General features: G+C 37.9%; 15 protein-coding genes. 5 read left to right on the top strand and 10 right to left on the bottom strand.

Going from position 1 to position 19,056, the window contains the following annotated elements; genetic code table 11:
* Nucleotides 1-58 precede the first annotated feature (58 nt).
* Together ACJVDK_RS17140 and ACJVDK_RS17145 are read left to right on the top strand one after the other, a co-directional pair.
* A complete protein-coding gene (locus ACJVDK_RS17140; RefSeq protein WP_443937883.1) occupies nt 59-901 on the top strand; it encodes a hypothetical protein in 843 nt (280 codons plus the stop codon).
* A 77-nt stretch (nt 902-978) separates the two neighbouring features.
* Nucleotides 979-3,849, top strand: a complete 2,871-nt coding sequence (locus tag ACJVDK_RS17145; protein ID WP_443937884.1) for an outer membrane beta-barrel protein — start codon at nt 979-981, stop codon at nt 3,847-3,849.
* 69 nt (nt 3,850-3,918) lie between these two features.
* Here ACJVDK_RS17145 and ACJVDK_RS17150 read toward each other — a convergent pair whose 3' ends face one another.
* The 7 genes from ACJVDK_RS17150 to ACJVDK_RS17180 all read right to left on the bottom strand — a co-directional run bounded on the left by ACJVDK_RS17150 (nt 3,919) and on the right by ACJVDK_RS17180 (nt 12,805).
* On the bottom strand, nt 3,919-4,764 hold the full coding sequence (locus ACJVDK_RS17150) for a hypothetical protein (RefSeq protein WP_443937885.1): 846 nt from the start codon (nt 4,762-4,764) through the stop codon (nt 3,919-3,921).
* A 156-nt stretch (nt 4,765-4,920) separates the two neighbouring features.
* Nucleotides 4,921-7,383 (bottom strand): prolyl oligopeptidase family serine peptidase, encoded by a 2,463-nt coding sequence (locus tag ACJVDK_RS17155; protein WP_443937886.1) that lies wholly within the window; start codon nt 7,381-7,383, stop codon nt 4,921-4,923.
* A gap of 423 nt (nt 7,384-7,806) precedes the next feature.
* Entirely contained in the window at nt 7,807-8,223 is a 417-nt protein-coding gene (locus ACJVDK_RS17160; RefSeq protein WP_443937887.1) for a DUF1801 domain-containing protein, read from the bottom strand.
* A gap of 161 nt (nt 8,224-8,384) precedes the next feature.
* A complete protein-coding gene (locus ACJVDK_RS17165; protein ID WP_443937888.1) occupies nt 8,385-9,500 on the bottom strand; it encodes a M42 family metallopeptidase in 1,116 nt (371 codons plus the stop codon).
* 69 nt (nt 9,501-9,569) lie between these two features.
* Nucleotides 9,570-9,983 carry a GNAT family N-acetyltransferase gene (locus tag ACJVDK_RS17170; protein ID WP_443937889.1) on the bottom strand — a complete coding sequence of 138 codons (414 nt, stop codon included), beginning with the start codon at nt 9,981-9,983 and terminating at the stop codon, nt 9,570-9,572.
* 17 nt (nt 9,984-10,000) lie between these two features.
* Nucleotides 10,001-11,542, bottom strand: coding sequence for an acyl-CoA carboxylase subunit beta (locus ACJVDK_RS17175; RefSeq protein ID WP_443937890.1), 1,542 nt, complete (start codon nt 11,540-11,542; stop codon nt 10,001-10,003).
* 30 nt (nt 11,543-11,572) lie between these two features.
* The gene (locus ACJVDK_RS17180; protein ID WP_443937891.1) at nt 11,573-12,805 is read right to left on the bottom strand and encodes a porin; all 1,233 of its coding nucleotides are present in this window, start codon (nt 12,803-12,805) and stop codon (nt 11,573-11,575) included.
* A gap of 188 nt (nt 12,806-12,993) precedes the next feature.
* Between ACJVDK_RS17180 and ACJVDK_RS17185 the strand changes: the two genes are divergently transcribed.
* From ACJVDK_RS17185 to ACJVDK_RS17195, 3 genes are all read left to right on the top strand, one after another.
* A complete protein-coding gene (locus tag ACJVDK_RS17185; RefSeq protein WP_443937892.1) occupies nt 12,994-13,275 on the top strand; it encodes a hypothetical protein in 282 nt (93 codons plus the stop codon).
* A 133-nt stretch (nt 13,276-13,408) separates the two neighbouring features.
* Nucleotides 13,409-15,013, top strand: a complete 1,605-nt coding sequence (locus tag ACJVDK_RS17190) for a SulP family inorganic anion transporter (protein WP_443937893.1) — start codon at nt 13,409-13,411, stop codon at nt 15,011-15,013.
* 4 nt (nt 15,014-15,017) lie between these two features.
* Nucleotides 15,018-15,674 (top strand): carbonic anhydrase, encoded by a 657-nt coding sequence (locus ACJVDK_RS17195; RefSeq protein WP_443937894.1) that lies wholly within the window; start codon nt 15,018-15,020, stop codon nt 15,672-15,674.
* A 585-nt stretch (nt 15,675-16,259) separates the two neighbouring features.
* On the opposite strand, the gene ACJVDK_RS17200 is transcribed toward ACJVDK_RS17195, so the two are convergent.
* The 3 genes from ACJVDK_RS17200 to ACJVDK_RS17210 all read right to left on the bottom strand — a co-directional run bounded on the left by ACJVDK_RS17200 (nt 16,260) and on the right by ACJVDK_RS17210 (nt 19,050).
* Entirely contained in the window at nt 16,260-16,736 is a 477-nt protein-coding gene (locus tag ACJVDK_RS17200) for a hypothetical protein (protein WP_443937895.1), read from the bottom strand.
* A gap of 252 nt (nt 16,737-16,988) precedes the next feature.
* On the bottom strand, nt 16,989-18,623 hold the full coding sequence (gene pruA, locus ACJVDK_RS17205; RefSeq protein ID WP_443937896.1) for an L-glutamate gamma-semialdehyde dehydrogenase: 1,635 nt from the start codon (nt 18,621-18,623) through the stop codon (nt 16,989-16,991).
* A gap of 163 nt (nt 18,624-18,786) precedes the next feature.
* Nucleotides 18,787-19,050, bottom strand: coding sequence for a hypothetical protein (locus ACJVDK_RS17210; protein WP_443937897.1), 264 nt, complete (start codon nt 19,048-19,050; stop codon nt 18,787-18,789).
* Nucleotides 19,051-19,056: the final 6 nt, after the last annotated feature.

The raw sequence follows: 19,056 nt of genomic DNA on the forward strand, positions 1-19,056 counted from the left end.
CATTGGTGTATTTTATAGTCTATGTAAAAACAAACCAATGAAACCTAAAAAAAGATCGATGAGAAAAACGTATTTAGCAGTCTTTGCATCAATTTTATGTTGCAGCGCTTTTGCACAAAAAATGCCTGCCCAAAAAGGAAATTTAGCCCCTGCTGGAATCCGGATTGATGGAAATATTAACGAATGGACCAGTTTACCATTTACAGAAAATAAACGTACCAACTTAGATTATGCTTTAGCAAACGACGATAAAAATCTTTATTTGATTGTAAAAGCTAAAGAATCCGCTACCATTAATAAAATTATGATGGGAGGGATTTCATTTACCGTCAATATTGATGGAAAGAAGAAGGAAAAGGAAGTTCCATCTATTACGTATCCGCTGATTAAGCGTGCTGGCCGCGGAGGAGGACAAGGTGGCAGTAACCGTAGTGCATTTGGTGGAGGTCAAAATCGTACGGAAACAACTGCGAAGCAGCGCGACTCAATTGCTTTGGCTTTGCATAAAACGCAAATCGAAACTGTTAAAGAAATAAAAGTTTTAGATTTTAAAGGCATTCAAGATACGCTCATTTCCATTTACAACGAGTATAGCATTAAAACAGTGGCTTCTTTTGATGACGCAGGCTTGTTTACCTATGAGTTAGCGGTGCCACTTGCAAAGTTAGGTTTAAAGAAAGACGATACAAGAGAACTGGCTTATCAAATTAAATTGAATGGTTTAACCATGGGTTCATTTGGAGGTGGAAACCGCGGCGGTGGCGGAGGAAACGGTGGTGGCGGAAATCGTGGAGGTGGAGGAGGATTCCAAAGTAGCGGTGGATTTAGAGGAGGTACTGATTTCCAGGATTTAATGTCACCAACTGATTTTTGGGACAAATACACCCTTTTTAAAAAATAACCATTCTAAAAGGAGTCAAGCTTGATAGAATAACCTAAGCTTGACTTTTCATTCCTTATTTATCCCCAAAACCAAATATGAAGAGAATATTTACCAAAACTAATTTTAATCTTTACAAATTGTTGGCTTCTGTACTGATAATGGTTTGTTTTGGTTCTACGCTATATGCCCAAAATCAACCGAAGAAGACAACGCCTCCTCCTATTCCGCTACGTGAAGTAAGTGGAATTATTAAAGATGATTCCAAATTGGGGGTGCCAGGAGTTACCATCCGTTTAACCTCTGCACATGATACATTGACTACTGTTACCAACGATGACGGTATTTTTGTCTTGAAAAAAGTAAAAGATGCCACCTACACGTTGGCTGCTTCTAGTCTGGGATATAAAACTTTTGTTGGAAAATTTAAGCAAAACGATGTGACCCCACGAATCATAATGGACCCAATCTTTTTAAAGAACGATTCGAAAACCTTAAACGAGGTAACCATTAACGGAACGCCTTCCATTACTTATAAAACCGATACGGTTGAATACAAAGCGAGCGATTATGTGGTTCGTGAAAATGCAACAGTTGATGAGTTATTGAAAAAAATGGAAGGAATGGAAGTCGGAAGTGACGGTTCATTAACCCATCAGGGAAATGCGATTGCAAAAGCAAAAATAAATGGTAAAGTGTATTTGGGAGGCGATGTAAGTTCTGCTATTCAAAACTTGCCAGCTGAAATCGTAGATAAAATTCAAATTGTAGATGATTATGGCGATGAGGCTGCCAGGACAGGTGTAAAGGATGGTGATCCTGAGAAGATATTAAATATTGTAACCCGAACGGATAAGTCGGTAGGGAATACACTTCGAGTAGGGGCTGGGGTTGGAAACAATAATCGGTATGATGGATCAATATTTGCAAGTCGATTAAATCAGGATCAAGTAATCGGCGTGAATGCACGTGCCAATAATACTATAACAGGTGTGGCAAACAGTGGTGGCGACTCTGGAGGAGGTGGCAACGGTGGCCGTGGTGGAGGAAATCGCGGGGGCGGAAATGGAGGTGGTGGAAACAGTTCTTCTGGTGGAAGTGGTGGTACTGCAACATCTATTGGTCCTTCTTTCTCTTATCGCGATCAATTGGGGAAAAAGATTAAAATTAATACCAATTATAGTTTTAATTATAACAACAATAAATCGTCAAACCTTAGCGAGTCTTTTAGTCCAACCGTTCCCTATAATACCTATACTTCAAGTGAAAGTTTGCGAAACTCTACTTCCCGATCGCATAATTTTAGTTTTGAATTTGAGGATGATATTGATAGTGCGAATTTTTTGCGCATTTCTCCTAGGATAACATTGAGCGATAGTTATAACAGTTCAATTTCGAAAACCATTCAAACCATCAAAACACGTCAAGATCGCAATGGAGAGAGCAGAAGCACTTCTTCACGTCCAAATATTAACGCGACCGTTTTTTATCAACATATTTTTAAAAAACCGAGAAGAAACTTGTCATTCCAATTGACTTTTGGAAATTCTGAGTCGGATGCAACTTCTGAACAGAATAACAGGATTTTATATTACGATACCTTAAATGTGGCAACGAAAGATTCATTGGTACATCGATTAATTGAACGTAAAAATATGACGAGCAATTATCGCGGTAGCTTTACTTATGTGGAACCATTAACCCTTAACACACAAATTGAATTTAACGCCCAGTTAAATTACAATGGGTATGACAACAAGGCGCTTACAAGCAATATTAATGCGGGTGGAGTGGAACAACTAGTAGATTCATTAAGTAATATTTACGAATATTCGTTTACACAATCGCGGATTGCGTTAAATTATCGATCTGGGTTAAACAGCGATTCTAAAGTTCGTTTTTCTGCAGGCTTAACAGCCGTGCCTGCGATTTTGCAAGGTACCAAAGCCAGTTTGGGAACCACCACACAACGTAAGAGTTTTAATTTAATTCCAATTGCACGTTTCCAATATTTATGGTCAAAACAGCACAGCGTTCAGTTAAACTATTCAGGAAATGCAAACGAACCTAGTTTTGATCAAATACAGCCGGTACGTGATGAGTCTAATCCACAAAATCCGGTAGTAGGTAACCCCGATTTGAAAGTTGCTTTTAGTCATTCTATTAATACGAGTTATAATAATTACATTGCCAACTTAAAATTAAATTACTCTATTAACGGTAACGCCACATTCGTTCAAAATAAAGTGGTAACCAATCGTGTCGTTATTGCCGGCCCTTATGATAGTCAATTGAATGAAACACACTATGTAAACATCGATGGGAACTATAATGTTAATGGAAACTATTCCATTAACAAACAATTAAACGACCGAAAATACAATTTGGCTTTTAGGGGGAATTTCTCATATAACCATGGTGTTTCCATGAATAATAATATTTCTTACGAGACGAATACCTGGGTTTTTTACGAAAAATTTGGTCCACGCATTACACCAAACGATTGGATGGAAGTAAACCCATCTGCTTCGTTTAATTTTACAAAATCTGCGAGTACATTATCAACCAATGCCAAAACCGACAATAAGACCAAAACCACCGCTTTAAATCTCGATGGGAAGTTTTATTTCTTAAAAGGATTTGAGTTTGGATACAGTGCCAGTAAGAACTTTGTTACGGGTATTAATGCCAATATCACCAGCAATCCTTTCGTGGTAAATTGTTCGCTACAGCGTGATTTCTGGCACCGACGAATTTCTACTACTATTCAGGTGTTTGATATTTTGAATCAGAATAATTTTGTGAATCGCGATACGAATGTAGACGGAAGTTATACCGATACGAAATCGAATGCTTTAAGCCGTTATTTTATGTTTCGCGTAAGTGCAAACTTGCAAAAATGGACGGGTGCAAAAGGACGTAACGGAGCACCCATCAGACGTAGAGGCGATGGAAGTTTCATGAATTAAACATTCATCGTTAAAAGAAAAGCCCACAGAATTGATATTTTGTGGGCTTTTTGCTTGATACGTTTTTTGTTATTTGCGGTACAACGGAGATCTTTTTAAAAGATATTGCAGTGGACTGCTGTAATCGCCGTTGGTATTGCTAAAGAGTGCTTGATGACTTTGGTTGTATATACTGGCGTTATTATCCATATAAATATGAAGGTCTACTTTCACGTTATATTGCTGGGCCGTATTGGTATAGGAGTTGTTGTAGTTATTAACTTTTTTAACCTTATCATTATCGTCACGCTTAACATCAGTGGTGCTCCCTCCGCTGTTGCTGGTTGTTTGATAACCTTTTGTTTGAATGACAGAACCATCAATAATGTATTCAACACCCAGTATGTCGCACAAATTTTTCATGGTAAAGGTCATGATTTTATCCTTCGTGGCCCCAGCTTGGTTTAAAGCCACATTGGTCGTACGCGGATCAATAATGGTATATCCTGCAGCATGCTGGCTTAAATAACGGTAGGTGTCTTCTTGTGCCTTTAATCCAATTTCTTGTGCGCCTGGCTGATTGTCAAATAAATAAGTGAATGGTAAAATAGCAATTTTGTTATGATGATCATTCGGAGTAGCTTGCATGCTTACTGCGTCTTTTTTTCTGTCCTCAGCCGGAAGTGTTGCTGTAGCAAAGGTTTCAACACGACCGTTTGCATGGGTAATTTTAGCAACATCTGCTTTTTTAATAACATACACGGTTGTTTCGCCTGTGTAAATGAAGCTGATATCGTTGTCTGTAACTTGGGTCACTTTGCCAACCATTTGCTCTCCGTTTGTCTTTAGTACAACATCGCCTTTTTCAGACGAAGTTTGAGCTTTTAAATTAAAAGTGAGCAATGCTAACAAAATAAAAAGGAATGAATGTTTCATAGGGATTTTTTTATGAAATTAAGAATTAATTCATTTTTATTCAATTGTTTTTTTTTGTTAGGGATATTGGTCTTTTAAAAGGAAATAAAAAAAAATCTGAATTATTTATCGCTCATGGCGATAAATAATTCAGATTTATCAAAAATAAGGCTGATTTTATTTTTTATTTTTCACATATTTTTCAAGCCATTGGTCTTGTTCCCATAGCATGTGTAAAATATTTTCTTTTGCACGATAGCTATGCGCTTCATAAGGTAAAAAAACAAATCGGGTGGTGCCCCCAGCGCCCTTGATAGCTGCGAATAAACGTTCGCTATTTATCGGGAAAGTTCCTGGATTGTCATCTGAATCACCATGAATCAATAAAAGAGGCGTTTTAATTTTATCGGCATAACTAAACGGACTCATTTCATAATACAGTTTTGGAGCCTGCCAATACGTACGTTCTTCATTTTGGAATCCGAAAGGAGTAAGGGTACGGTTGTATGCGCCACTTCGTGCAATACCGGCAGCAAAAAGATTGGTGTGCGCCAATAAATTTGCCGTCATAAAAGCCCCATAACTATGGCCACCAACGGCCATGCGGTTTCGGTCGCTAACGCCTAAGGCTACTAACTTATTAATGGCGGCTTCGGCATTTAATTGCAATTGTTCTACGAAGGTATCGTTTGGTTTTTTACCATCTTTGGCTACAATTGGCATTTCAGCATTGTCTAAAACGGCATAGCCACGGGTTACCCAATAAATAGGTGTTGCCCATCCAATGGTGGTAAATTTTGCCTCAGAACCACGAATTTGTGCCGCGTCTGTGGCAGAGTTAAATTCACGTGGATAAGCCCAAATGATGGTTGGTAAGGGGCCGTCTTTTTCTTTGTTGTATCCTTTTGGCAAATATAAATCACCCGTTAAATCAACTCCGTCAGCACGTTTGTACGAGATTTTCTCTTTCGAAATACCTTCTAATGATGGGTATGGATTGCTAAAATTTGTAAGGGGTTGATCCGCAATGCGCAACAATAAATTCTTGATGTAGTAATTTGGAACCTGTTTCTGACTTTCTTTACGGGTAACTAAAATTAATTTATCCGCATCAATTACATCGCTGATGTATTCGAACGTCCCCGGTTGGCAGCGCCAAATAATTTCATTTTTTTTGGTCGATAAATCAAATTTGGCTAAAAATGGTAAATCGCCTTTATCAGATGAACCTACGGTGTTATTCATTAAAAGTTTGCTGCCATTTTCTATCGGGTGCAGCACTTGACGGCCATATTTGTTTTTAACGGTTACGGGAATACCCGGATTTCCGTATGCATCGGTCTGGTTACGCGTTATCAATTCTTGAATCTCCCCCGTACTTGGGTTATATCGGTTAAGGGTAGTGGTTTGTTTACTTCTTAATCCCTCCGAAATCAAAGCAAAGGTTGCATCGCCCCATTGTACATTGCGAAAACGGTTTTTGGTTTTAAATAATTCCTTTTCCGTTCCGTTAAATGGTGCGCTCAAAGCAAATACTGCATCGTGAAAAGGTACATCTTTTTTAATCAATCCGCTATCTAAAGGTTTACTCCAAACGACGGTTGCTGGTTCATCATCTCGCCAATCAAATCCACGTGCAACATTTTGTGTGTTGTCGTAACCCGAAGGTGTGCCTTCTGAAGATGGCAAGATGGCAAGGGTTTTAATTGCTTTTCCTGTTAAATCGGTGATGCTAACCGTCGAAGGAAAGCCGTAGGCCGACACCAAATACGAGAATGGCTTCCGAAGCGTTCTAACCATCATATATTTTTTGTCAGGCGATAAACTAACCGATGTATAGATAGCAGGTTTTCCAATAGGCGTTTCTACACCTGCTGTATTCTTTACTAATTGGGAAGTAGCAAAGAATTCAAATAACTGTTCATCATAAGGCGATTTAATTAAATCTTGATAAGTTATACTCGGAGCCACCTTACCTAAATTTTGTTGGATGGTTGGCCCTTTAGGCATTACAGGCTTAGCCGGGGCAGCGCTTGCCGGCTTTATTGCTACGCGATATAAAAGCGTATTATCGTTCAACCAAGTTAGCCCGCTTCCTAAAATAACATTCAAAAAGGTTTTGTTTACTTTCGAAGCTTTTTTTGTGGCAAGATCAATAATGTATAAATCAACCCCTTTTTGGCTGGTGTTGGTAAAGGCAATTTTGTTTTCGCTCGGATTCCAGCTTAAATTGCCCGCATACAAAGGACTAGGCAAGCCAGTGATGGAAAATGTTTGATTGCTTTTACTATTTTTAAGGCTAAAATTGTTGATATAAGATTGTCTGCTTAACGAATAGTTGTTAGGATTTAAACGCATACCAGCAATGCGATACTCAGGCATTGCAAGTTCTTCTACCGAAGGATATGAATTTCGTTCGCTAAATAAAATCCACTCTGCTTTATCATTAATGCTTAAACCTGGGGTCGGTTTTGCCAATAATAAATCAGAAATTTCTTTTGGAGGAGTTTGATAGCTAATGGCATCCTGAGCCTTTGATTGCAAGCTGAAAAGGATACCTCCCGCTAGAATGCGAAGAGTTAGTTTTTTAATCATAATTACAGTTGAGATGATATTTTCATTCAAAGATGCTAAAATCATGGCCCATTAAATTAGCGTAACCGTTAATTTACATGGATTCATCGGCAGGCATCAAAAGACTTATAAGCCTGAGTTCGATAATTTTTCACCTGTCTTACTCTTGTTTAATATTTTGATTTTCAATATAATGCAGTTGGATAATGCCCTTATTTCGAGAAGGTTTTTTCCTAAATAGTAGGCGTTCGGAAATTGTATTTTTAATAATTAATATGCATTTGAGTTGTTGCTGTCCCCCTGCCACCCTTCAAAGTGGGACACCGACAAAACGCCTAGGATGTGTACGTTTTCAGTTTGGACGCTGGCTATTTCCCTTTGAAGGGGGGCAGGGGGATTATTTTTTAGTACATTCTCGAGAGGCAATTTCATAGACATTCGAAAATTTTATAGTAACTAGTAATCGAGTTCAGGTTATAAAGAGAATGTTTAGGAGTATGATTGATTTATATTGGAAACCGAAATTGAAATTAATTCTTTCAGTACCTCGGTATCCACATCTGCCAATTTGTTTATATACAAGCAGCTTTTTGCCGTTTTATGCTTGCCAAATTTCGCTAATAGAATTTCTCTCAATTCAGTTGGTACGGATAAATACAATGAAATGGCGTTTTTTCTGGGAGAAAATGCAGCCAAAGGAGCATCGCCTTCATGTTTGCTGGCGTAGACATAATGATAGCTGCCAAAACCAATAATTGCTGGTCCCCACATTTTAGCTGAAAATCCGGATGCTTCTTCAAAAAGTTCGATGAGTTTAAAGCAATCTTCCTTTTTAGATGCGTCTGCAATTGTATTTAGAAAATCAACAACGCTTAAATCATTTTCTGTGGTTTTGTTCTTTGCCATGTTTTTTGCGATTTGTGGGAGACAATAGTTAACGCTAATTTACAAAAAAAATGTACGCGCATCTTTATGAGAGGCAGACCATTCAATCATTTTATAAAAAAAAGCGAGGCGATTTTCTTTCAAAAATGCCTCGCTTTAGCTTTTAATATACGTGTTAACGCTTATTTGAATTCTCTAAAATCGTGTCCGTTTTTAATGTTTAACAAGCTTTCGTAAATTAAACGAATTACGTTGTCAACATCTTCTTTGTGCACCATTTCTACGGTGGTGTGCATGTAACGCAAAGGCAATGAGATTAATGCCGAAGGTACACCGCCGTTTGAATAGGCAAAGGCATCAGTATCGGTACCGGTAGAACGTGATGATGCTTGACGTTGGAATGGAATTTCGTTTTTCTCAGCGGTTTTGATCAATAATTTGTTCAAATTCGTTTGTACTGCCGGAGCATATGAAACAACAGGTCCTTTTCCAGCTGATAAATCCCCTTGTGTATTTTTATTTATCATTGGGGTGGTTGTGTCGTGGGTAACATCGGTAATAATTGCCACATTGGGTTTAATTCGTTGCGCAATCATTTCGGCACCACGTAAACCAATTTCCTCTTGAACCGAGTTAACGATATACAAGGCAAATGGAAGTTTTTTCTTGTTTTCTTTCAGTAAGCGTGCAACTTCAGCAATCATAAAACCACCCACACGGTTATCCAATGCGCGGCCTACATAATAGCGGTCGTTTAACACCATAAATTCATCCTCATAGGTAATTACACAACCTACGTGAATGCCTAATGCCTCTACCTCTTCTTTGGTTGTGCAACCACAATCTAAAAAGATGTTTTTTAATTCTGGTGCCTGCTCTTTTTCACCGTGACGCGTGTGGATTGCTGGCCAACCAAAAACAGCCTTCACCATTCCTTTTTCAGTATGGATGTTTACACGTTTTGAAGGTGCAATTTGATGATCAGAACCGCCATTACGGATAACATAAATTAAACCATCTGAGGTGATGTAGTTTACATACCACGAAATTTCATCGGCATGTGCTTCAATAACTACTTTAAAATCGGCTTTAGGATTAATGACACCAACCGCGGTACCATAATTGTCAACAAAATGCTCGTCAATATAAGGTTTTAAGTAATTTAACCATAACTTTTGACCAGCCCACTCATACCCTGTTGGAGCAGGATTATTAATGTATTCTTCCAAAAACTGTAACGATTTTTTGGTTACAACCGGAATATGCTCTTTTTTGTTTTCGTCTTTTTTCTTACTCATTGTCTTTCGTAAAATTAGCTACTTATTATTTTCAATTGCACAAAAAGGATTTTATGGTGCATTGATTTTTTAATTGTTAAAATTTTTTGCCATGATAACATAGTGATGTCCGTTTTTGAAGAAGCGATCTTCTGTTTCATGAAAGCCAAATTTAAAATAAAATTCTTTAGCATTGATACGCGCATTGCACCATAGCATACTTGCTTTCTGAATTTTACAAAAATCTATTAAATGCTGGAGTAATTGACTACCGTGTCCTTTTTTTTGTGCTTCGGGCAATATGGCCAATTTCCTAAATTGGTATACGTCTTTTTCGTTAAACAGAGAAACTACACCCGTTAATTGATGGTTAACATATAAACCAAAATGAATTCCCTCAAAATCATCTGCTAATTTTGAAAGATCGAGCTCCTTACCCGGGTACATTACAGTTTGTCGGATGCGCCAGGTAAGTGAGGGAAAAATCTGTTCTACAACGGCCATTTAGGGGGGGGTATTTGTTAAAGTGGAATATTTCCATGTTTTTTGCGTGGATTATTCACAACTTTATTTTCGAGCATTTTAAATGCTTTCATTAATTTGATACGGGTTTGCGAAGGTTCAATAACTTCATCGATAAAACCACGTTCCGCTGCGCGGTACGGATTGGCAAAAATAGCCGAATACTCTTTTTCTTTCTCGAGCCATTTTTCTTCGGGGTTTTCTGCCGATGCAATTTGTTTTTTAAAGATGATTTCAGCGGCACCTTTAGCCCCCATTACGGCAATTTCGGCACTTGGCCAGGCATAATTTAAATCGGCACCAATGTGTTTACTATTCATAACGTCATAGGCACCGCCATAGGCCTTGCGCGTGATGACTGTAATACGCGGAACGGTCGCTTCGCTAAATGCATACAATAATTTTGCACCATGGGTGATAATTCCGTTCCATTCTTGATCTGTACCTGGTAAAAATCCAGGAACATCTTCAAAAACCAATAAAGGGATATTAAAGCAATCGCAAAAGCGAACAAAACGCGCAGCTTTGGTAGATGAATGGCTGTCTAAAACACCGGCTAAATAAGCGGGTTGATTGGCAACAATACCAATGCTTCTGCCGCCAAGTCGGGCGAAGCCAACCACAATGTTTTCGGCAAAATCTTTATGAACTTCTAAGAAACTTTCTTGATCAATGACATGCTCAATTATCCCTCTCATGTCATAAGGTTGCGAGGCATTTTCTGGTAAAAAAGTATTCAATTCAGGGCGGTTTTCATCCTGCTGTGTATACGGTAAATGGTTGGGCAATTCCTCGCAATTTTGCGGCATATAGCTCAACAATTTCTTCAGATGCTGAATGGCATCTATTTCGTTGCTGCAGGCAAAATGCGTCACTCCTGATTTCGTTGCATGTGTGTTCGCTCCTCCCAACTCTTCTGAAGTTACTTCTTCGTGTGTAACGGTTTTAACCACATTTGGGCCTGTTACAAACATATACGAGGTGTTTTCTACCATCAATATAAAGTCGGTAATGGCAGGGGAATAAACGGCACCTCCAGCGCAGGGCCCCATGATAGCAGAGAGTTGGGGGATAACTCCCGATGCTTGTACATTGCGATAAAAAATATCAGCATATCCACCTAAGGAAACAACTCCCTCCTGAATGCGTGCGCCTCCACTATCGTTTAAGCCAATTATGGGAGCGCCATTTTTCATCGCCATCTCCATTAATTTGCATATTTTTTCGGCATGCGTTTCGGAAAGCGAACCACCAAAAACCGTAAAATCTTGTGAGAAGACATAGGTTAAACGACCGTCAATGTTTCCATATCCTGTTATAACCCCATCGCCCAGATATTTTTCATTTTCCATCCCAAAATCGGTGCTGCGGTGTGTAACCAACATGCCAATTTCTTCAAAACTTCCTTCGTCCAGTAGAAAATGAATACGCTCGCGCGCAGTAAGTTTCCCTTTTTTATGTTGACTGTCAATTCTCGATTGACCACCTCCAAGAGATGCTTGCTGTATTTTATCGTGTAATAAGGCTATTTTTTTATCCATAATTTAGACATGAAGCCTTAAATTATAAAATTACCAGCGGTATTGCAAACGTGTGGTAAATACGTTGTCTTTTATGTCTTCTGGAATTTCGGCTAAACTGGTGCTTTCGTTTTTAACATGTTCGTTGTAAAGCGTAAGTTTTAAACGCTTGTTAAACTGGTAGGTTAGGCCATACCCCAAGGTTGCATAACGCACATCGCCCGAAGTTGTTAAATTATTGTTGCCAATTTGCATGCCTTTCACGTCGGTATTAGGATCGTATACATCGTATGCACAAATGGCCGATAATTTAGTTTTTCCTACTTCTTGAATAAACCAAATGTAGTAACCGTTAAAATTACGTGCATACAGATTGGTAGTTGGTTGAGCCGAAAAACTTTGACTCGCATAAGGTCCTTTTACGACATTAGTACCGGCAACACCTGGTTGTTTGCCCTGAAGGTATTCGCTTTTAATGGTGGTTTTTCCAAAACTATTGTCGTATTGTAGTTGTAAATTTACCCCGTAATAATCACGGTTTAAATAATTTCCCTTGATGTTATCGTTGGTGTGTTCAATAAAGCCGTTATCGCTTGGTGCGTAAAAAGTTTTCGTATCGCTACGCACATACCCTTGATAGATAGAAGCCCCAAAACCGAGGTGAAATTTTTTATTCGCTAAACTATCAAATTTGAAACCCATGTTTCCGATTAAATCTTTTTTGGAGTCATAATCACGTGCGGTTAAACCACTTCCATTTACCATGGCAAGTTCTAATGTTAAAAATTTTAGCGCTTTATGCGGATGATAACCTAACAAGGCTCCAATATCACGTTCTCGCGGCATTAATAATTGAAAAATACGTGGTCTTTCCGGAAAATCACGATAGCCAGAAGAATACACAATGGCGTGCCCAAAAGGGCGATTAAATAATCCTGCGGTAAATTTGATTGTTCTAAAGCTAGGCTCTCGAACTTGGATAAAACCATCCATTAATTGCAATCCGTTTTGTGTGGCATCTATTTGAAATACAATGCTGGTATATTTATCTACACGATCGATTTTTAATCGTCCGCGACGAATCATAAAACGACTGTCGGAGTTTGTACTAAAATCACCTCCAGAAAACGAAGTGATACCTGGAGACTGTGCTTTTTGATATTGCGTTTGAAAATAACCCGTAATCGCAATGTCATGCGGGTCGTAACTAGATGGTGAGTTGTTGTTCTGCGCCCAAACTAAAACAGGAGCACTGAGTATTAAAAGCAATACGTATTTTTTCATTAGCGCGCAAAAATACTTAATCTAATTTTTTAAATTAAATATTTTACCTGTTTTCTAAAGATTATTTATGGCATGTTCTTTGAAATATGGCTTTAGACATTAAATTTGTATTAGAATGTTCTAAGATGAGGATTAGAAAATATAGAAATATGGTTGTTACACTTCTGATAAGCATCTTCGTTGTTAAGATGAGTATATCAGTTGCTTTGCTATGTTTCCCTCAAAGTAATCGAGATTTAATGAATGCGGTTATTACACAACTTGAATTAGAGCATGAAAATGGCAAAGACACTTCAAAAGAACAGCATAAATGTAGCGATATTAAATTGGTAGAACTAAACCATCCAATTTTCGATTACCAATTTGGTTCTGGACACTTTATTCTGAAAAACAGCTTTATAGAACATTTTAAGCGGTATGTAGATCCTTTTCATCCCATTGTTCCAACACCTCCACCCAACATTGTCTAACCTTTTATAAAAGTCATTTGTTTCAGTTTTTAGAAAGGAATACTTTCTTTAATTACAGAAATGTGGATCATTCCTGTTCAATGCTTTTTAGAATGCGATTTAATCGTTAAATTTATTAGATAATTATAGTATTATGCAAAAGTCAAACCCGGCCTTTTCAGGCACGGATGTAAAAAAATATTTTCTTAAAAAGAATCTGAAGAAAGATTTTCCTTCAAGTATTGTGGTGTTTTTAGTGGCCTTGCCACTTTGTTTAGGTATTGCGCTAGCTTCTGGTGCTCCGTTATTTTCAGGTTTAATTGCCGGAATAGTTGGAGGTACCGTTGTTGCATCATGTAGTGGTTCACAGCTGAGTGTAAGTGGACCGGCCGCAGGTTTAACCGTGATTGTGCTGGGTGCAATAGCCACATTAGGTGGATATAATAACTTTTTAATGGCCGTTGTACTTGCAGGTGCAATTCAATTAGTATTAGGCTTAATTAAAGCCGGTACCATTGGTAATTACTTCCCCTCAAGCGTTATTGAAGGAATGTTAGCAGCAATTGGTATTACGCTAATTTTGAAACAGTTACCACATGCTCTAGGCGTTGATAGCGATTTTTTTGGGGATGAAGGTTTCTTTCAACAAGATCATGAGAATACATTTACGGCGATTAGTGCCGCTATAAATCATTTAAGTTTAGCTGCAGTTGTAATCAGTGTTTTATCGATAGTCATTTTAGTAATGTGGCCTAAATTTAAAAAAATGGCCATTGTTCCTGCACCGCTTTTAGTGGTTGTGCTCGGTATTGTGGGTACCATCATATTTGCTTCGAGCGAATATGCATTACGTGAAAATCAGATGGTTAAAATTCCGGTAGTGGGGAATGTATCTGAGTTTTTTGGCTTGTTTACCTTGCCAAATTTTGCGGCTCTGAGTAATCCAAAACTATATCTAGTAGCGGTAACCATTGCGGTGGTAGCTAGTTTAGAAACGTTGTTAAGTATTGAAGCAATCGATAAAATTGATCCGATAAAACGTGTTTCACCAACCAACAGAGAATTGGTTGCCCAAGGGATTGGTAACATGGTTAGCGGTATGATTGGGGGATTACCCATGACATCGGTAATTGTTCGAAGCTCAGCGAATGTGAATGCAGGTGGTAGAACAAAAGTTTCGGCTATTTTACACGGTTGTTTCTTGTTGCTGTCAGTCCTTTTTATTCCAACCATCATTAATATGATTCCGTATGCTTGTTTAGCTGCAATTCTATTGGTAACCGGATATAAGTTGGCGCGCATTAGCTTATTTAAACACATGTATCACAAAGGTTGGGATCAGTTTATTCCTTTTGTGGTAACTATCGTAGCCGTTCTTTTAACCGATTTGTTGAAAGGAGTAGGTGTAGGAATGTTGGTTTCTATTTTCTTTATTTTACGTACCAACATGCGTAATCCTTATTTTTACACGATTACAAAAGAGGGCGATAAAAAGAATATCCGAATTAAACTAGCTGAGGAAGTATCTTTCTTAAACAAAGCTGCTATTCAAATCGTTTTAACAAATGTTCCGAAAGAAACAAATGTAATAATAGATGGGTCGAACACACGTTTTATTGATCAAGATGTGTTGGAAACAATCTTTAACTTTAAACACAATGCTTTTACAAAAGGTATTGTTGTAACTTTAGAAAATATTCAAAAACACTACAGTGTTCCTAAATTATCGAAGACCATTGTAGACGAAATTAAAAATTAATAGTATGTGTGCAAAAACATTAGAAACGAAAGAAATTACCTACGATAACCTTTTAAAAGGAAATAAGGACTGGGTAGAGGACATGATTCAGGCTGATGAGACATTTTTTGATAAATTATCAGCAGGTCAAAGTCCACCGGTATTATGGATTGGTTGTTCAGATAGTCGCGTACCTGCTAACCAAATTACTAACACCATGCCAGGCGATATTTTTGTTCACCGAAACATTGCCAATGTAGTAGTACATACGGATATGAATTTGCTATCGGTATTGGATTATTCAGTAAATGTTTTAAAGGTAAAACACATTATTGTATGCGGTCACTACGGTTGTGGTGGTGTTAAAGCTGCTTTAGGAAATAAACAGGTTGGGATTATTGATAACTGGTTGCGCAATATTCGCGATGTATATCGTGTGCATCAGACTGAGATGGAAGCCATTCAAGATGAAGAACAAAAATTCAATCGTTTGGTAGAATTGAATGCAATTGAAGGTGCAGCAAATGTAATGAATACCTCTATTGTTCAAAGCGCTTGGGCAAGTGGGCAAGAATTATCGGTTCATGCTTGGGTATACAGCTTAAAAACAGGTTTAATTAACGACTTAAAAGTGACAGCTTCAGGTGTTGATGATGTTGCTCCTGCTTTTAAAGTGAGTTAAAATTTCATTTAATAACGTAAGACATTAGTTTTTAAAAACCTCGGTCATGCACCGGGGTTTTTTTGTGTTATTGCAAAAAAAATATCTAAGCCCTCTGTGAAAATTCTTGGCGTGCTCTGTGGTAAAAAAGTATTCTTTCACCCCTGACTTTCCGACTTTCTGATCTCTGATTTTCTAGACTTTCCCCTTGCTTGCCTCTTGCCGGCAGGGCATCTACTTTTGTTGGCCAAAAGTAGCCAAAAGCCTTTGTCAATCCGGCTAGGCAGCTTTGCGCGCTTGGCTTTGGCGCAAAACAAAAACAGTCTCGCTAGGTTTTGTGGTGATTGGTTTTGTAACCAATATTTATTGTAACCACAAAACTGAATAGAACAATGCTCGGTAGTTCATACTCGAATGTTTCTGCAACTGTTTTTGTTTTTTTCCGCTGCTGGGGGTACATCCCGAGCATTCGGGGTTGACGGGCGTGCTTCGGTTGCTGGCTGCTGTTTTGAAAGGTTGTATTCAAAGCATATTGCTCAAAAAACATCACCTATCTTATGTCATTTTCCGTGTGTTATTCTAATTATTTTACAGTCATCTACTCGATTACAAGCTAGCATTCTCTCGTATTGACAATTTTAGGAATCGAAATAGTCCTGTCAATTCAATTTGAACTGTATCGTGAATTTTTAAAAAAGTATAACTTTCATTCTTAGTCGAAACAACTATAGGGAAAAACCATTTCAGGAAAAAAATCTTAAATCCAAGGAGGCTAACGGAGTATGTTATTTCAAATTTTCTAATTCTTTTAAATCCAAGCCTCAATTCAATTAGTCGTAAAATGACACTTAGTGAAAAAAGTATTGTTAAAAGTAAGATAATTTTCAAAACTGATATCCAATCAATGTCAACGTTATATTTAATTAACAAAAAAAGGGCCGCTAAAATTGGAGGAATTAAAAAAAGTAAGATTTTCCAATTCTTGAAAGAAGGTCGCAAAATTCCTATTTTCCATTCGGAAATTTCTTGTTTTATTTTATGGATTTCTGAAGCCTTCAAGTCAACTTTTTTGAATTTTTTCATTGTAGGAGCGTTTTTATGTTTTTGCTAGCTAGCGGATACGCGCTATTAACCATTTATAAACGAAGATAAAAGTTTATAAAGGTTTTGCAAATTTTAGCTCTTCTGCAGTTCATTTTCGATAAGATGAATAGCAAGGATTCGGCGACCGATTTCTCACATAAAAAATAAAACCCCCAACTGCTTGGAGGTTTTATTTTAATAGTTTCAACTACATGAATCGAAACTTTTTATGTCTGATGAATTAAATCAGCATTAATCTTCTGCTAAGAAAGGATAACGATAATCGGTTGGTGATTCGAATACTTCCTTAATGGTACGCGGAGAAACCCAACGTAATAAGTTAATCATCGAGCCCGCTTTATCGTTTGTACCCGAACCTCTGGCTCCACCAAATGGTTGTTGACCTACTACCGCACCGGTACATTTATCGTTAATGTAGAAGTTACCAGCCGAGTTGCGTAAAGCATGGCTTGCTTTGTCGATTGCATAGCGATCTTGAGCAATAATTGCTCCGGTTAAGGCATAAGGCGATGTAGTATCGATTACTTCTAAAATTTGATCGAAATCTTTATCTGCATACACATAAACCGTTAATACCGGGCCAAATAATTCTTCACACATGGTGGTATATTTTGGATCATCAACCACTAGAACCGTAGGCTCAACAAAGTAACCTTTGCTCTTATCATAGTTGCCACCGGCAATAATTTCTACACCTTTATCTTTTTTAGCTTGATCGATGTATTTGGCTAATTTATCAAATGAACGTTCATCGATAACAGCGTTGATGAAATTGGTAAAATCTTCCGTTCCACCCATTTTAAAAGTAGCGATATCACGAAGCATGCTCTTTTTAATTTCTGGCCATAAACTTTCCGGAATATACACGCGGCTAGCGGCAGAACATTTTTGTCCTTGATATTCGAAAGCACCACGAACAATAGCGGTAGTGGCAATGTCAATTTGCGCCGATGGGTGAACCAAAATAAAATCTTTACCACCTGTTTCTCCAACAATGCGCGGGTACGATTTGTACTTGTGAATGTTGGTGCCAATGGTTTTCCAAATTTCTTGGAATACTTTTGTAGAACCTGTAAAGTGAATACCAGCAAAATCAGGGTGATTAAAAATTACCTCACCTGTTTCTGGTCCATCTGCGTATACTAAGTTTACAACTCCGTCTGGTAATCCCGCTTCGCGGAAAATTTCCATTAATAGGTTAGCAGCATACACTTGCGTATCAGCAGGTTTCCAAACCACTACGTTACCCATCATGGCAGCCGAAGCAGGTAAGTTGGCCGCAATAGCGGTAAAATTGAATGGAGTTAAAGCAAAAACAAAACCTTCTAAAGGGCGTTGCTCTACACGATTCCAGCTTCCACGTGGTGAAACCGGAGGTTGTTGTTTGTAAATTTCGGCCATATAACTTACGTTGAAACGTAAGAAATCAATTAGCTCACATGCCGCATCAATTTCCGCTTGATACGCATTTTTGCTTTGTCCAAGCATGGTAGCTGCGTTTAATTTGTAGCGATATTTACCCGCAATTAAATCAGCGGCTTTAAGAAAAATTGCAGCACGGTGTTCCCAAGCTAAATTTTCCCAATCTTGTTTTGCAGCTAATGCAGCATCAATAGCTTGTTTTATATGCGTTTTGTTGCCAATACTATATTGCGCTAGAATATGTTGGTGATCGTGTGGAGCAACAACTTTACCTTTTTTATCAGTGAAAACTTGTTCGCCTCCAATATACATCGGAATATCTTGTTGATGAGAGCGACCTTCAGCTAGTGCTTCTTTTAAAAGAACACGTTCTTTGCTTCCTGGGCCATAATTTAATATTGGTTCATTTACCGGGATCGGTACATTAAAAAATCCTTTTAGCATGATGTTATTTTTTATGATATCCGCAAAGATAAGGCTTTTATGGCTAGCCCACAGTATTATTCTAACAGCTAGTTTGTAAAAATTGCATAAATAAAAAAAGCCTCCGGTACGTAACGTTCCGAAGGCCCTCCATAATTAAGAGTCATTAATTTGTGAGAGTGTTTCAGTCAACCCTTAGTTGTAATCCTGAAAAATTAATTGAAATCTGTTGCTTAGAAGCAACATCTTTTTTAGATAAAGTATTTTCTTCTGATAACGCTGCAGCCTTTATTTTTTCATCTTGGTTAAAATCATCACTCGATTTTGAAAAGAAAAACAAAGCAATAATGGCTAACAATGTGAAAGCTTTTAAAGCATCCGTGTTCTTTTGTTTAAAATAAAAGATGACTAAAACGGAAGCGATTGTAAATATTTTTAATGTGATCATGTTTAT

The sequence above is a fragment of the Pedobacter paludisoli genome (genome assembly GCF_052344095.1).
Classification (GTDB): Bacteria; Bacteroidota; Bacteroidia; order Sphingobacteriales; family Sphingobacteriaceae; genus Pedobacter.

Coding starts and splice junctions, on each gene's coding strand:
- ACJVDK_RS17140 (WP_443937883.1), top strand. CDS start 59: ATGAGAAAAACGTATTTAGCAGTCTTTGCATCAATTTTATGTTGCAGC.
- ACJVDK_RS17145 (WP_443937884.1), top strand. CDS start 979: ATGAAGAGAATATTTACCAAAACTAATTTTAATCTTTACAAATTGTTG.
- ACJVDK_RS17150 (WP_443937885.1), bottom strand. CDS start 4,764: ATGAAACATTCATTCCTTTTTATTTTGTTAGCATTGCTCACTTTTAAT.
- ACJVDK_RS17155 (WP_443937886.1), bottom strand. CDS start 7,383: ATGATTTTAGCATCTTTGAATGAAAATATCATCTCAACTGTAATTATG.
- ACJVDK_RS17160 (WP_443937887.1), bottom strand. CDS start 8,223: ATGGCAAAGAACAAAACCACAGAAAATGATTTAAGCGTTGTTGATTTT.
- ACJVDK_RS17165 (WP_443937888.1), bottom strand. CDS start 9,500: ATGAGTAAGAAAAAAGACGAAAACAAAAAAGAGCATATTCCGGTTGTA.
- ACJVDK_RS17170 (WP_443937889.1), bottom strand. CDS start 9,983: ATGGCCGTTGTAGAACAGATTTTTCCCTCACTTACCTGGCGCATCCGA.
- ACJVDK_RS17175 (WP_443937890.1), bottom strand. CDS start 11,542: ATGGATAAAAAAATAGCCTTATTACACGATAAAATACAGCAAGCATCT.
- ACJVDK_RS17180 (WP_443937891.1), bottom strand. CDS start 12,805: ATGAAAAAATACGTATTGCTTTTAATACTCAGTGCTCCTGTTTTAGTT.
- ACJVDK_RS17185 (WP_443937892.1), top strand. CDS start 12,994: ATGAGTATATCAGTTGCTTTGCTATGTTTCCCTCAAAGTAATCGAGAT.
- ACJVDK_RS17190 (WP_443937893.1), top strand. CDS start 13,409: ATGCAAAAGTCAAACCCGGCCTTTTCAGGCACGGATGTAAAAAAATAT.
- ACJVDK_RS17195 (WP_443937894.1), top strand. CDS start 15,018: ATGTGTGCAAAAACATTAGAAACGAAAGAAATTACCTACGATAACCTT.
- ACJVDK_RS17200 (WP_443937895.1), bottom strand. CDS start 16,736: ATGAAAAAATTCAAAAAAGTTGACTTGAAGGCTTCAGAAATCCATAAA.
- pruA (WP_443937896.1), bottom strand. CDS start 18,623: ATGCTAAAAGGATTTTTTAATGTACCGATCCCGGTAAATGAACCAATA.
- ACJVDK_RS17210 (WP_443937897.1), bottom strand. CDS start 19,050: ATGATCACATTAAAAATATTTACAATCGCTTCCGTTTTAGTCATCTTT.